This is a genomic window from Enterobacter cloacae complex sp. IR5450 (genome assembly GCF_049238665.1).
GTDB lineage: Bacteria > Pseudomonadota > Gammaproteobacteria > Enterobacterales > Enterobacteriaceae > Enterobacter > Enterobacter hormaechei_C.
Window position 1 is genome coordinate 18,430 of record NZ_JBMKIC010000005.1, and the last position, 12,929, is coordinate 31,358.

Consider the following 12,929-nt stretch of genomic DNA (forward strand, 5'->3'; position numbering starts at 1 on the left):
ATAAGAGACATATAAATTGTTGATTTATCTATGGCAGGACAGGTTTCCATTAAGGTGTTGCTTAATAGCGACACTTAGCCTGGAAATCATTCACCTGACAATCAATGCATTTTAATAATAAAACAATTATTAATCATAAGGATAGTATCAAAGTTTGCAATCTGGCACGTATGTTGCATAATAGTAGCCAGTGGCTCATTCACCTTCTTATGTCAGCCCCTTCGGGACGTGCTACATAAACTTCGAATGACGCACAAAAAGGTGCCTGCCGTCCAACTACTGATTATTGCAATGCTTTATCAGGCCAGGGCGAAACGTCGAGTTAGGCACCGCCTTATTCCATGACAAAGCCGGGTTTTTACCCGGCTTTGTTGTATCTGAAGGGCAGACTCAGTTACGCTCTCCTCAAACCCGGATGATGAGAGTAATGTGTTGAAACGCTGGCCCGCTTTCCCTCGCTCCCTGCGACAGCTCGTTATGATGGCCTTCCTGCTGATCCTGCTACCTTTGCTGGTTCTGGCGTGGCAGGCATGGCAAAGCCTGAATGCGTTAAGTGCCCAGGCGGCCCTGACTAACCGCACCACGCTTATTGATGCCCGCCGTAGCGAGGCAATGACCAACGCCGCGCTGGAGATGGAGCGTAGCTATCGCCAGTACTGCGTGCTGGACGACCGTACGCTGGAGAGGGTCTATCAGAACCAGCGTAAACGCTACAGCGAAATGCTGGATGCCCATGCCGGGGTCTTGCCGGATGACAAACTCTATCAGGCGCTGCGTCAGGATCTGAACGATCTGGCGCAGCTCCAGTGCAAAAACAGCGGTCCTGATGCCGCCGCCGCCGCCCGACTTGAAGCCTTCGCGAACGCCAATACGGAGATGGTGCAATCCACCCGTACGGTTATCTTTTCCCGTGGGCAGCAACTCCAGCAGGAGATTGCCGAGCGCGGCCAGTTCTTCGGCTGGCAGGCGCTGGTGCTGTTCCTCGTCAGCCTGGGGCTGGTACTGCTCTTTACCCGCATGATCATCGGCCCGGTAAAGGGGATCCAGCGGATAATTAACCGCCTGGGGGAGGGCAAATCTCTCGGGGATACGGTTGTTTTTAAAGGCCCGCGTGAGCTGCGCTCGGTCGGTCAGCGCATCATCTGGCTTTCTGAACGCCTGGCGTGGCTGGAATCGCAGCGTCACCAGTTCCTGCGCCATATCTCACACGAACTCAAAACACCGCTGGCCAGTATGCGTGAAGGCACGGAGCTGCTGGCAGATGAAGTAGCGGGGCCGTTATCCCCTAAGCAAAAAGAGATCGTGGCGATTCTGGATGCCAGTAGCCGCAATTTACAAAAACTTATTGAACAACTGCTGGACTATAACCGCAAGCTGGCGGATGGTGCTGTGGTGCTTGAAAGCGTTGAGATTGAACCGCTGGTGGACATGGTGATCTCCGCCCATAGCCTGCCAGCAAGAGCTAAAATGATGCATACCCAGGTGGATCTCAATGCGCCATCCTGTCTGGCAGAGCCGATGCTCTTAATGAGCGTACTGGATAATCTTTATTCCAATGCGGTGCACTATGGTACTGAATCCGGTACCATTTATATCAGAAGCAATAACAACGGTTCGCGGGTATTTATTGACGTAGCGAATACGGGAAGCCCGATTCCGGATGATGAAAAAACGATGATCTTTGAGCCCTTCTTCCAGGGGAGTCATCAGCGAAAAGGTGCGGTAAAAGGAAGTGGTCTGGGGCTGAGTATTGCCCGCGACTGCATACGACGCATGCAGGGTGAGCTTAACATCGTGAGTGATGAACGCGCCGATGTCTGTTTTCGTATCGAACTGCCTCTTGAGCCGGAAAAATCAATGAAATGAATAACAACCTGGTGAGTATGTCACACGTCTTTTACCGCGCACTGCGCGCGGTGTTTTCCAGCAAAAATGTGCGCCTCAGCCTGCCCTGCTTACTGCTGGCCGGCTGTGTAACCCATGCACCAAAAAGTGCGATTAGCCACAAACAGGAAGATAAATGGCCGCAAAAACAGCTGGCCGATTTCCTTTCAACACGTTGCGATGATATCTGGAGCCTGTCGGGGCGTGATGTTGAATCCAATCCGCTGTTCTGGCTGCGCGGAATAGACTGCGCCCAGCGACTGGCGCCCGCCGAGGCCCGTGCCCAGGCGGCGATGCTGATGGACGATACCTGGCAGGACGCGTTTAAACGCGGGATCGTGATGGCGGATGCCAGAATCACGCCTGTCGAACGCCGCGCCAACGTGACGCGGCTGGATACTTACGTGATCAATATTCCCCTCCAGGTGCGCCCGGTTTATCAGCTCTGGCGGGACGGACAAACCCTGCAATTACAGCTGTCCGAAGAGCGTTTCCGCTACAGCAAATTGCAGCAGTCAAGCGACAGCGAGCTTGATGCGCTTCGCCAGCAGCAGGAGTCGCTGCGCGAGCAGCTGGAAACCACCACCCGCAAGCTCGAAAATCTGACCGATATCGAAAGACAGCTCTCGACGCGTAAGCCGGCAGGCAGCTATCTGCCCGATGGGTCGAAAGGCAACTCTGCCACGACGCCAGACAGTGAGACGCCGAAACAAGAGGATGTGAAGCCATGACAAGCCGTAAACCTGCCCATCTGTTACTGGTGGATGACGATCCCGGGCTGTTAAAGCTGCTGGGGATGCGTCTGGTCAGCGAAGGCTACAGCGTGGTCACCGCTGAAAGCGGGCAGGAGGGGCTGAAAGTGCTCAGCCGCGAGAAAATCGATCTGGTGATCAGCGATTTGCGCATGGATGAAATGGATGGCCTGCAACTGTTCACGGAGATCCAGAAGCAGCAGCCCGGGATGCCGGTGATTATCCTCACCGCTCACGGATCTATTCCTGATGCGGTGGCCGCGACGCAGCAGGGGGTATTCAGCTTCCTCACCAAACCGGTGGATAAAGACGCCCTCTATAAAGCGATCGACAGCGCTCTTGAGCACGCGGCGCCATCCGGCGACGACGGCTGGCGTGAATCCATCGTGACGCGTAGCCCTGTGATGCTGCGCCTGCTGGAACAGGCGCGGATGGTGGCGCAATCCGACGTTAGCGTGCTGATCAACGGCCAGAGCGGGACCGGGAAAGAGATCCTGGCCCAGGCGATCCACAACGCCAGCCCACGCAGTAAAAATGCCTTTATTGCCATCAACTGTGGCGCGCTGCCGGAACAACTGCTTGAGTCTGAGCTCTTCGGCCATGCCCGCGGCGCCTTTACCGGCGCGGTGAGCAGCCGTGAAGGGCTGTTCCAGGCGGCAGAGGGGGGCACGCTGTTCCTTGATGAAATTGGCGATATGCCCGCGCCGTTGCAGGTCAAACTGCTGCGCGTGTTGCAGGAGCGGAAAGTGCGTCCGCTTGGCAGCAACCGCGATATCGATATCAACGTGCGCATTATTTCCGCTACCCATCGCGATTTACCCAAGGTGATGGCGCGCAACGAGTTCCGCGAAGATCTCTACTATCGACTGAATGTCGTCAACCTGAAAATCCCGGCGCTGGCCGAGCGTGCGGAAGATATCCCGCTGCTGGCAAATCACCTTTTGCGCCAGGCCGCTGACCGCCACAAACCATTCGTGCGCGCGTTCTCCACCGATGCGATGAAACGCCTGATGACAGCAAGCTGGCCGGGCAACGTACGCCAGCTGGTGAACGTGATTGAGCAGTGCGTGGCGCTGACGTCATCGCCGGTGATCAGCGATGCGCTGGTGGAGCAGGCGCTCGAGGGGGAAAACACGGCCTTACCGACGTTTGCGGAAGCGCGAAACCAGTTCGAGCTGAACTATCTGCGCAAGCTGCTGCAAATCACCAAAGGCAACGTAACCCATGCGGCGCGCATGGCCGGGCGTAACCGTACCGAGTTTTATAAATTGCTCTCACGCCACGAGCTGGAAGCGAACGATTTTAAAGAGTAATACCGCAAAATTCGCCTGAATATGATACTGTGAGCAACCGATTACGAGGCTGCTTACTGGCAAGAGTTTAAGGACCCACCATGAAAAAGATTGATGCGATTATTAAACCTTTCAAACTGGATGATGTACGTGAAGCGCTGGCAGAAGTAGGCATCACCGGGATGACCGTAACTGAAGTGAAAGGTTTTGGTCGTCAGAAGGGCCACACCGAGCTATACCGTGGCGCAGAGTACATGGTGGACTTTCTGCCGAAAGTGAAAATCGAGATCGTGGTAAGCGATGATATCGTCGATACCTGTGTGGATACTATCATCCGCACGGCGCAGACCGGTAAAATTGGCGACGGGAAAATCTTCGTCTTTGACGTGGCGCGCGTGATCCGTATCCGTACCGGCGAAGAAGACGACGCGGCGATTTAAAAAAGATTTGGTAGGCCGGGTAAGGCGCAGCTGCCACCCGGCGAAAAAAAAGCCCCTCGTTGAGGGGCTTTTTGCATTACAGCACTTTATGCGGGCCGAAACATTCGTAATGAATGTTGTCTTTATTCACGCCCAGGTCGACCAGCTGCTTCGCGGCATACTGCATAAACGCTACCGGCCCACAAACGTAGAACTGCATCCCCGGTGCGCTGAACGCCCCTTCATGCTGCCCTAAATTCATCAGGCCTTCGCTGTCGAAACGAGCCGCTGCGCGGTCGGCTTCCGTGGGTGAACGATACCAGGTATGCGCGGTAAAGTGTGGCAGACCCGCTCCCAGCGCTTTCACTTCGTCCGCAAAGGCGTGAACATCACCGTTCTCCGCCGCGTGGAACCAGTTAACCTGCGCGCTGTGGTTTGCTTTCGCCAGCGTATCCAGCATCGCCAGCATTGGCGTCTGACCCACGCCTGCGGAGATAAGCGTCACCGGGGTATTCGTTTCAACGGCCATAAAGAAATCGCCCGCCGGTGCCGCCAGATGGACCACGTCGCCCACGCTGGCTTCGTTATGGAGCCAGTTGGATACCTGACCACCTTCCTCACGTTTAACCGCAATGCGATAGCCTTTGCCGTCTGGCTTGCGGGTCAGGGAGTACTGGCGAATCTCCTGATGCGGGAAGCCTTCAGGCTTCAGCCAGACGCCCAGATACTGGCCCGGCTGGTAATCGGCAACTGGCTGACCATCAACTGGCTCAAACTCAAAGCTGGTGATCAGTGCGCTGCGCGGGGTTTTCTCAACGATGCGGAAGGCGCGCGTGCCTTCCCAGCCGCCATTCTTGCTGGCGTTTTCGCTGTAGATCTGTGCTTCACGGTTGATGAATACGTTTGCAAGTACGCCATAGGCCTTCCCCCAGGCATCCAGTACTTCCTGGCCCGGGCTGAACATTTCGTCCAGGGTCGCCAGCAGGTGACTGCCGACGATGTTGTACTGCTCAGGTTTGATCTGGAAGCTGGTGTGCTTCTGCGCGATTTTTTCCACCGCAGGCAGCAGAGCCGGCAGGTTTTCGATGTTGCTGGCATAGGCGGCAATAGCGTTAAACAGCGCTTCGCGCTGATCGCCGTTACGCTGGTTGCTCATGTTGAAAATCTCTTTGAGCTCCGGGTTATGCGCGAACATGCGATCGTAGAAATGGGCGGTCAGTTTAGGACCCGTTTCAACCAGCAGGGGAATTGTGGCTTTCACGGTAGCGATGGTTTGGGCGTCGAGCATAGCAGCTTCCTTCTGATGTTACTTTAATGATGTATTTTAGATGCATCTTATAAAAATACCCCTGCAATGTAAATGGTTCTTTGCATCGTGAAAAATATGCATCACAAAGCTGAAAAGAAATCCGTTGAAAATGGTGAGAGCTTTATTGCTCAAACCCTTGCGTGGCGTGGAGGTAAACGTTTGCGTAAAATCGTTTGTCAAGACCTGTTATCGCAGAACTATTCAGTTATACTGTTGCCCGTCGTCCAACAGGACTGCCTTTTCAGGCCAAAAATTTACTTGTTAGCTGAGTCAGGAGATGCGGATGTTAAAGCGTGAAATGAACATTGCCGATTATGATGCCGAACTGTGGCAGGCTATGGAGCAGGAAAAAGTACGTCAGGAAGAGCACATCGAACTGATCGCCTCCGAAAACTACACCAGCCCGCGCGTGATGCAGGCGCAGGGTTCTCAGCTGACCAACAAATATGCTGAAGGTTATCCGGGCAAGCGCTACTACGGCGGTTGCGAATACGTTGATATCGTTGAGCAGCTGGCTATTGACCGTGCGAAAGAACTCTTTGGCGCTGACTACGCGAACGTCCAGCCGCACTCTGGCTCTCAGGCTAACTTCGCTGTTTATACCGCGCTGTTGCAGCCGGGCGATACCGTTCTGGGTATGAACCTGGCGCAGGGCGGCCACCTGACTCACGGCTCCCCGGTTAACTTCTCTGGCAAACTGTACAACATCATCCCTTACGGTATTGATGAGTCCGGTAAAATTGACTACGAAGACATGGCGAAGCAGGCCAAAGAGCACAAGCCGAAGATGATCATCGGTGGCTTCTCTGCTTACTCCGGCATCGTTGACTGGGCAAAAATGCGTGAAATCGCTGACAGCATCGGCGCGTACCTGTTCGTCGACATGGCGCACGTTGCCGGTCTGATTGCCGCTGGCGTTTACCCGAACCCGGTTCCACATGCGCACGTTGTGACCACCACCACCCACAAAACCCTGGCGGGTCCACGCGGTGGGCTGATCCTGGCGAAAGGCGGTGACGAAGAGCTGTACAAAAAGCTGAACTCCGCCGTATTCCCAAGCGCCCAGGGCGGCCCGCTGATGCACGTTATCGCCGCGAAAGCCGTCGCGCTGAAAGAAGCGATGGAGCCAGAGTTCAAGGTTTATCAGCAGCAGGTTGCTAAAAACGCCAAAGCGATGGTGGAAGTGTTCCTGAATCGTGGCTACAAAGTGGTCTCTGGCGGGACTGAAAACCACCTGTTCCTGCTGGACCTGGTTGATAAGAACCTGACCGGTAAAGAAGCTGACGCAGCCCTCGGCCGCGCCAACATCACCGTGAACAAAAACAGCGTGCCAAACGATCCGAAGAGCCCGTTCGTGACCTCCGGTATCCGTATCGGTTCTCCGGCCGTAACTCGTCGTGGCTTTAAAGAAGCGGAAGTAAAAGAGCTGGCGGGCTGGATGTGTGACGTTCTGGACAACATCAATGACGACGCGGTTATCGAGCGCGTTAAAGGTAAAGTGCTGGACATCTGCGCACGCTTCCCGGTGTACGCATAATTCTCTGCGTTGCAGAACTGAAAAAGGCCGCTCATGCGGCCTTTTTTTATGGGCTAACGTCGATCGAGGGAGATGGCCCCCGGCCCGGTAATCGCCAGCAAAATAAATGCGCCAGCGATACTCACATTTTTGTAGAAGTTAATCATATTTGGCAGGACCGCATCGCCCGTCATATCCCAGTAGTGGTGACCAATCACCGCCGTTCCCAGCGTATAGAAGACAAAGATCACCGCGAGAGGGCGGGTGAAAAAGCCCAGCACGATTAGAATCGCGGCGGGGACTTCCATCACCACCGCAATAATCGCGGCCAGCATGGGCATAGGGGCGCCGAGCGACGTCATATACTGAACGGTGCCGCTAAACCCCGTCAGCTTGGGATAACCGAAAATAATAAACAGGACCACGATAGCAATGCGGGCAATTAAAAGCAGGAGAGAACGAGAGGAGCCGAAATCGAAATAACGTAAGCTGTTCATGGCAAACGACCTCTTCAGGCGATGTCTTATAAACGTAATACAGTTTTACCGCTCTCGCCATACGCTGTCCGGCTGGTGATGATGTTAATTTTTAGTTAATTTATAGCGCGCTAACGACTTGCTAAAGTCAGGGATTAACGCCAGACTATCGCCTCCATTTCGGGAGGGATTCATGGTCTTGCATTCCACGCGCTGGCTGGCGCTCAGCTATTTCACCTATTTCTTTAGTTACGGTATTTTTCTGCCTTTCTGGAGCGTCTGGCTCAAGGGAATTGGTCTGACGCCTGAGACCATTGGCATCCTGTTGGGCGCGGGGCTGGTGGCACGTTTCCTGGGTAGTCTGCTGATTGCGCCCCGCGTCAGCGATCCCTCCTTACTGATTAAAGCGGTGCGAATTCTGGCCCTGCTGACGCTGGTCTTTGCCGCCTGCTTCTGGGTTAGCCACCAGTTTGCCTGGCTGATGGTGGTAATGGTTGGCTTTAATCTGTTCTTCTCCCCGCTGGTGCCGCTGACGGATGCCCTGGCGAACACCTGGCAAAAGCAGATCACCATGGACTATGGCCGCGTGCGCCTGTGGGGATCGATTGCCTTCGTGATCGGCTCTGCGCTGGTCGGGAAACTGGTTAGCCTCTATGACTATCGTGCCATTCTGGCGCTGCTAACGCTCGGCATCGCCTCAATGCTGCTCGGTATGTTGCTGCGTCCGTCGGTGATGCCGCAGGGCGAAAGCCGCCATCAGGAGAGCGCCGGCTGGCCCGCCTGGCGCTCGCTGGTGGCGCAAAGCTGGCGTTTCCTGGCCTGCGTCTGTCTGCTTCAGGGGGCGCATGCGGCCTATTATGGCTTCAGCGCCATCTACTGGCAGGGGGCGGGTTACTCGGCTTCTGCGGTAGGCTACCTGTGGTCGCTCGGCGTGGTGGCGGAGGTTATTATCTTCGCGCTGAGCCAAAAACTGTTCCGTCGTTTCGGGGCGCGTGACCTGCTGCTGCTTTCCGCCGTGTGCGGCGTGGCGCGCTGGGGCATCATGGGCTGGACGACGGAGCTGCCGTGGCTGATTGTGGCGCAAATTCTGCACTGCGGAACCTTCACCGTCTGCCATCTGGCGGCGATGCGCTACATCGCGGCGCGAGAGGGTGGGGACGTTATTCGTCTTCAGGCGGTCTATTCAGCGGTGGCGATGGGCGGCAGTATTGCGGTGATGACCGTATTTGCCGGTTTCCTCTATCAGCACCTGGGGCACGGTGTGTTCTGGGTGATGGCGCTGGTCGCTTTACCGGCCATCGTTATTCGCCCTAAAGTCGCTGCTCGCACGTAACTACGATTCGAGCATTACGCGAATGTGTTCCTGCTGCTGCGTGTTCAGGGTCTCAACGGCATGAATGAGCGGCGGCGAGAACAGCGGCAGGGCGGTTGGATAAGGCGTAATAACCAGCGCCGCCTCGCGGGGCGCGCCCTCCTTCTTAAACGCCTCCAGGCTAAGATAACGAATATTGAGCGGCAGCAGCGTCAGCTCGCGAAGCTGCTGCTCAATTAACTCTTCACAGGCTTTATTTTCCCCCGTTAACAGGACCACCTGTTTTTCATGCAGATCGGTCTCCTGCATCAGCCAGGCACCAAAAATCACCGCCACCAGAGCCATCTCTTCACCGGAGAATCGCAGACCAAATTCGGCTTCCAGCTCAAACAGCGCCTCTTTAGTGGTGCGCAGCAGCCGGGGGTATAAACGGTGGATCTCTTCCGGCAGACTGTTGTCGATGCCGATGTCAAACAAGGAGCGGTCCAGCGCCTGAGCCAGATGGATATAAAGCTGATCGGTCAGACCTTGCTCATCGCTGAAGTTCATCCCGGTTTGTGCCCGGAAACGGGCAATCATACGCACGATGGCGCGACGCAGGCGCTGATCCTGCTGGTGTTTATCCATCACCGGGTCGGGTGTGCGAAGCATCATAAACAGCAGCGCCAGGAACAGCTGTTCATCGCTGTGCGTTCCCTGCGGGACGCGCCGTTTCCAGTGGCGGACAATTTCCTGCGCCGTAAAGTATTCCCCTCGGGACTGCGTCCAGCTGCGCTGAACGGGCGAAAACTCCGGCGTATTGCCCAGATGATGCTGAATCAGACAATATTGCAGATAGAGCTGTAAAAATTGTACGTCGCGGGACTCAAACTGGCGCTGAAGCTTGCGCGCACAAAAGTTGATAAGCGCCCGAAGGTTCGCATCGTCATAAAGCGGGCGGGCAATGCCGTGCTGTTTGAGCGCGGTTTTTAAGGCAGGAGTAAACTGTTGGGCGACAAAATGTGGACACAGCCGAAGCGCCCTGCGCAGCCAGTGCAGCAGGCACAAACGTTGATTCAGGGCGGTACCCTCAATTCGGTAGCAGCCATCATGGTGCGTGACGATATCAAGCCGATGATAGCGCTGGATTTCATCGCGCGTCTCGGCTATATCTTGCCGTGCCATGACGTCGTCCACGCCGTTGGCAGCGATTATGCTCTGTGCGGTGATGGCAGCATCGGGCAGGTAAAGCATCAAAAGCACCTGGCAGCGGCGCTGCGAACTGGAAAGCACAGATGGAATTTCAAGCGTCGTCATCATCTGTCGGGTATCCAGTGTGAATGTTTGATAAGAATAGCTAAAGGATGGGCGCTGAAAAGCGCACCGGCAGGCCTTTCACTCAGGATTGCTGGCGAACATCACAGAATTTTTGACGTGAGGAACAGATGCAAATAGTTAAACAAAGCGCGGTAGCGTTATTTTTGGCGGTTTTCACTTTCGCCGCCGGCGCACATCCTCACAGTTTTATCAGCCTGAAAACCGAACTGGTGACGGACGGCACGCAGCTCAGTGGCCTGAAGATGCACTGGACGATGGATGAAATCACCTCCGCCGACCTGCTGTACGATGCCGGAAACGCAAAGCCCGGCGATGAGATCTGGAAAAAGCTGGCGGCGGAGGTGATGGCCAACGTGCTGGGTCAGCACTACTTCACCGAGTTCTGGCACAACGGACAAAAGGTGAAATTTCTTAACCGTCCCACGGAGTACGGCATGACCCGCGAAGGTCATCAGGCGGTGCTTACGTTCGTGCTTCCGCTGGCGCATCCTCAGCCGCTGCCCGGGCAAACGTACCGCTTTTCCACTTTTGACCCTACCTACTATGTCGATATGCGCTATGACAAAGACAGCGACGTACGGCTGCCGGACGCGCTGCAAAAAAGCTGCAAAATTGGCGTGCACACCCCTAAACCCAGCGAAGAGACGCTGAACTTTGCGATCTCGCTGGATAAAGCAGATGCCCCGCCTGAGGACATGGAGCTGGGTAAACAGTTCGCGCAGGAGGTGACGTTACAATGTCAGTGATCTCCTCTCCCGTCAGTAAGCCGCGTCGCTGGCTGCACCTCTGGCCTCTGGCGCTCTTTTTGTTGTTAGCGGTTGGCGGCGCGCTCTGGCTGTGGCAGGCATGGCCGCAGGTGATGGTGAAAAGCGTCCTCTGGCAGCGGGAAGTTAATCAGCAGATGAGCGTGCTGCTGAAAGCCGTGGCGGAAAATCCGACCAAAGCGGGCGGCGCTCTTCTGGCGTTCAGCTTTATCTATGGCGTGCTGCATGCCCTGGGACCGGGGCACGGCAAAATTGTCATCACGACCTGGCTTGCCACGCATCCGTCGAAGCTGAAATCGAGTATCGGCCTGACGCTGGCTTCTTCTTTACTTCAGGGCGGGGTGGCGATTGCGCTGGTCGTGGTCGTCCTCTCGCTGCTACAGCTGCCGGCTCGCCAGCTGCATATGAGCAGCTTCTGGCTGGAGAAGGGGAGTTACGCGCTGGTAGGCGTGCTGGGGTTGATCCTCTGCTGGCGGGCGCTGAAAAAATTGCGCGCGTTGCTGCAAAAACCAAAATTCAAAGCCTTTACGCCGCATCACGTTCACCATGAAAACTGCGGGTGCGGGCATCAGCATCTGCCGACGCAGGAACAATTACAGAATGGTGACGACTGGCGTGCGCGTCTGATGATTGTGCTCTCAATGGGGATGCGTCCGTGCTCGGGCGCAATCATGGTGCTGTTGTTCAGCAAAGTGACAGGCGTATTTGGCTGGGGCATGCTCTCGGCGCTGGCGATGGCGGCGGGAACGTCTCTGACGATCTCTTCGTTAGCCTTGCTGGTGCACAGCTTCCGTCAGCTGGCGGTAAAACTCAGCGGCAATAAAACGCCGGTATTGTGGCGACAGGTTGGCTGGACGACGCTTGCGTTGGCGGGCGGGGTGATTCTGCTGGTGGCTGCGGTCACGATGTGGATGAGCGCGGTGCCGGTGGGAAGGGGGTTGCGGCCTTTCTAGCCGTATCTGAGGCGTGTTGTAGGCCCGGTAAGCGTAGCGCCACCGGGCTTAACAGACTGAATTAACGCTTCAGCGCATCGCTCAGTTCATCACGCATGTTTGCCAGCATGGCTTTAACAACGCGCGGGTTACCTGCAACGATGTTGCCGGTAGACATATAGTTATGGCCGCCGGTGAAGTCGCAAACAATCGCGCCAGCTTCACGTGCGATCAGCTCGCCCGCCGCGAAGTCCCACGGCTTCAGTGACAGCTCAAAGTAACCGTCAACGCGGCCGGTCGCCACGTAGGCCAGATCCAGTGCTGCAGAGCCAGTGCGACGGAAGTCCGCGCATTCGGTGAACAGCTTGCCCAGGATATTCATATAGGTGGTTGCGTGCTGCTTCGCCTTGAACGGGAAGCCAGTCGCCAGAATCGTGCCGTCCAGATCGCGTGCATTGCTGCAACGCAGACGGTAGCCGTTCAGCTGCGCGCCCTGACCGCGGGTTGCGGTGAACAGTTCGTTACGCATTGGATCGTAAACAACAGCGACTTCAGTACGGCCTTTGATGCGTACTGCAATAGACACAGAGAAGTGTGGCAGGCGTTTAACGAAGTTGGTGGTGCCATCCAGTGGATCGATAACCCATTGAACATCCTGATCGGTACCTTCATGTTCACCGCTTTCTTCGGTGATGATGGTGTGCTGCGGGTAAGATTTGCGGATCGTTTCGATAATAATCGCTTCTGCGGCTTTATCGACGTTAGTCACGAAATCATTGCTGCCTTTCTGGCTGGTTTCTACGGAGTCTGGGGTTTCGTAGTGTTTGGCAATTACATTACCCGCCTTGCGCGCTGCGCGCACGGCGATGGTCAGCATCGGATGCATCGGTCTCTCTCACTGGATGTTAAAGAACAGGAAAATCGGCGCAGAGTATAGCAGCGGGATCGGATTATGT

At 55.6% G+C, this 12,929-nt stretch carries 12 protein-coding genes; 8 read left to right on the forward strand and 4 right to left on the reverse strand.

The window, feature by feature from the left end; genetic code table 11:
• Positions 1–432: 432 nt before the first annotated feature.
• The 4 genes from qseE (at position 433) to glnB (ending at position 4,368) form a co-directional block, all read left to right on the forward strand.
• Complete coding sequence (gene qseE / locus ACOTYB_RS06125; RefSeq protein ID WP_421765786.1) at positions 433–1,866, forward strand: two component system sensor histidine kinase QseE/GlrK; 1,434 nt, start codon at positions 433–435, stop codon at positions 1,864–1,866.
• Positions 1,863–2,615, forward strand: a complete 753-nt coding sequence (gene qseG, locus ACOTYB_RS06130; protein WP_022651603.1) for a two-component system QseEF-associated lipoprotein QseG — start codon at positions 1,863–1,865, stop codon at positions 2,613–2,615. Before qseE ends, qseG begins: the two co-directional genes overlap by 4 nt.
• Positions 2,612–3,949 carry a two-component system response regulator GlrR gene (gene glrR / locus ACOTYB_RS06135; RefSeq protein ID WP_003860687.1) on the forward strand — a complete coding sequence of 446 codons (1,338 nt, stop codon included), beginning with the start codon at positions 2,612–2,614 and terminating at the stop codon, positions 3,947–3,949. Before qseG ends, glrR begins: the two co-directional genes overlap by 4 nt.
• Positions 3,950–4,029: 80 nt before the next feature.
• Positions 4,030–4,368 carry a nitrogen regulatory protein P-II gene (gene glnB / locus ACOTYB_RS06140; RefSeq protein WP_003860685.1) on the forward strand — a complete coding sequence of 113 codons (339 nt, stop codon included), beginning with the start codon at positions 4,030–4,032 and terminating at the stop codon, positions 4,366–4,368.
• Between the two features lie 76 nt (positions 4,369–4,444).
• Here glnB and hmpA read toward each other — a convergent pair whose 3' ends face one another.
• Complete coding sequence (gene hmpA, locus ACOTYB_RS06145; protein WP_003860681.1) at positions 4,445–5,635, reverse strand: NO-inducible flavohemoprotein; 1,191 nt, start codon at positions 5,633–5,635, stop codon at positions 4,445–4,447.
• A 304-nt stretch (positions 5,636–5,939) separates the two neighbouring features.
• Here hmpA and glyA point away from each other — a divergent pair, with 304 nt between their 5' ends.
• Positions 5,940–7,193, forward strand: coding sequence for a serine hydroxymethyltransferase (glyA, locus tag ACOTYB_RS06150; RefSeq protein WP_003860678.1), 1,254 nt, complete (start codon positions 5,940–5,942; stop codon positions 7,191–7,193).
• 53 nt (positions 7,194–7,246) lie between these two features.
• Here glyA and ACOTYB_RS06155 read toward each other — a convergent pair whose 3' ends face one another.
• A complete protein-coding gene (locus ACOTYB_RS06155; protein ID WP_003860675.1) occupies positions 7,247–7,669 on the reverse strand; it encodes a DoxX family protein in 423 nt (140 codons plus the stop codon).
• Between the two features lie 172 nt (positions 7,670–7,841).
• On the opposite strand from ACOTYB_RS06155, the gene ACOTYB_RS06160 reads away from it, so the two are divergent.
• A complete protein-coding gene (locus ACOTYB_RS06160) occupies positions 7,842–8,981 on the forward strand; it encodes a 3-phenylpropionate MFS transporter (RefSeq protein ID WP_003860673.1) in 1,140 nt (379 codons plus the stop codon).
• On the opposite strand, the gene csiE is transcribed toward ACOTYB_RS06160, so the two are convergent.
• Positions 8,982–10,259, reverse strand: coding sequence for a stationary phase inducible protein CsiE (gene csiE / locus ACOTYB_RS06165; RefSeq protein WP_220153285.1), 1,278 nt, complete (start codon positions 10,257–10,259; stop codon positions 8,982–8,984).
• A 125-nt stretch (positions 10,260–10,384) separates the two neighbouring features.
• Here csiE and ACOTYB_RS06170 point away from each other — a divergent pair, with 125 nt between their 5' ends.
• Entirely contained in the window at positions 10,385–11,023 is a 639-nt protein-coding gene (locus tag ACOTYB_RS06170; protein ID WP_045330516.1) for a DUF1007 family protein, read from the forward strand.
• Complete coding sequence (locus tag ACOTYB_RS06175; RefSeq protein WP_023314655.1) at positions 11,014–11,994, forward strand: nickel/cobalt transporter; 981 nt, start codon at positions 11,014–11,016, stop codon at positions 11,992–11,994. Before ACOTYB_RS06170 ends, ACOTYB_RS06175 begins: the two co-directional genes overlap by 10 nt.
• A 61-nt stretch (positions 11,995–12,055) precedes the next feature.
• On the opposite strand, the gene suhB is transcribed toward ACOTYB_RS06175, so the two are convergent.
• Positions 12,056–12,859 (reverse strand): inositol-1-monophosphatase, encoded by an 804-nt coding sequence (gene suhB, locus ACOTYB_RS06180; RefSeq protein WP_003860668.1) that lies wholly within the window; start codon positions 12,857–12,859, stop codon positions 12,056–12,058.
• Positions 12,860–12,929 lie beyond the last annotated feature (70 nt).

What these genes read in the sequence shown, in the direction of transcription:
- qseG (WP_022651603.1), top strand. Translation starts at nt 1,863, where the DNA reads ATGAATAACAACCTGGTGAGTATGTCACACGTCTTTTACCGCGCACTG.
- glrR (WP_003860687.1), top strand. Translation starts at nt 2,612, where the DNA reads ATGACAAGCCGTAAACCTGCCCATCTGTTACTGGTGGATGACGATCCC.
- glnB (WP_003860685.1), top strand. Translation starts at nt 4,030, where the DNA reads ATGAAAAAGATTGATGCGATTATTAAACCTTTCAAACTGGATGATGTA.
- hmpA (WP_003860681.1), bottom strand. Translation starts at nt 5,635, where the DNA reads ATGCTCGACGCCCAAACCATCGCTACCGTGAAAGCCACAATTCCCCTG.
- glyA (WP_003860678.1), top strand. Translation starts at nt 5,940, where the DNA reads ATGTTAAAGCGTGAAATGAACATTGCCGATTATGATGCCGAACTGTGG.
- ACOTYB_RS06155 (WP_003860675.1), bottom strand. Translation starts at nt 7,669, where the DNA reads ATGAACAGCTTACGTTATTTCGATTTCGGCTCCTCTCGTTCTCTCCTG.
- ACOTYB_RS06160 (WP_003860673.1), top strand. Translation starts at nt 7,842, where the DNA reads ATGGTCTTGCATTCCACGCGCTGGCTGGCGCTCAGCTATTTCACCTAT.
- csiE (WP_220153285.1), bottom strand. Translation starts at nt 10,259, where the DNA reads ATGATGACGACGCTTGAAATTCCATCTGTGCTTTCCAGTTCGCAGCGC.
- ACOTYB_RS06170 (WP_045330516.1), top strand. Translation starts at nt 10,385, where the DNA reads ATGCAAATAGTTAAACAAAGCGCGGTAGCGTTATTTTTGGCGGTTTTC.
- ACOTYB_RS06175 (WP_023314655.1), top strand. Translation starts at nt 11,014, where the DNA reads ATGTCAGTGATCTCCTCTCCCGTCAGTAAGCCGCGTCGCTGGCTGCAC.
- suhB (WP_003860668.1), bottom strand. Translation starts at nt 12,859, where the DNA reads ATGCATCCGATGCTGACCATCGCCGTGCGCGCAGCGCGCAAGGCGGGT.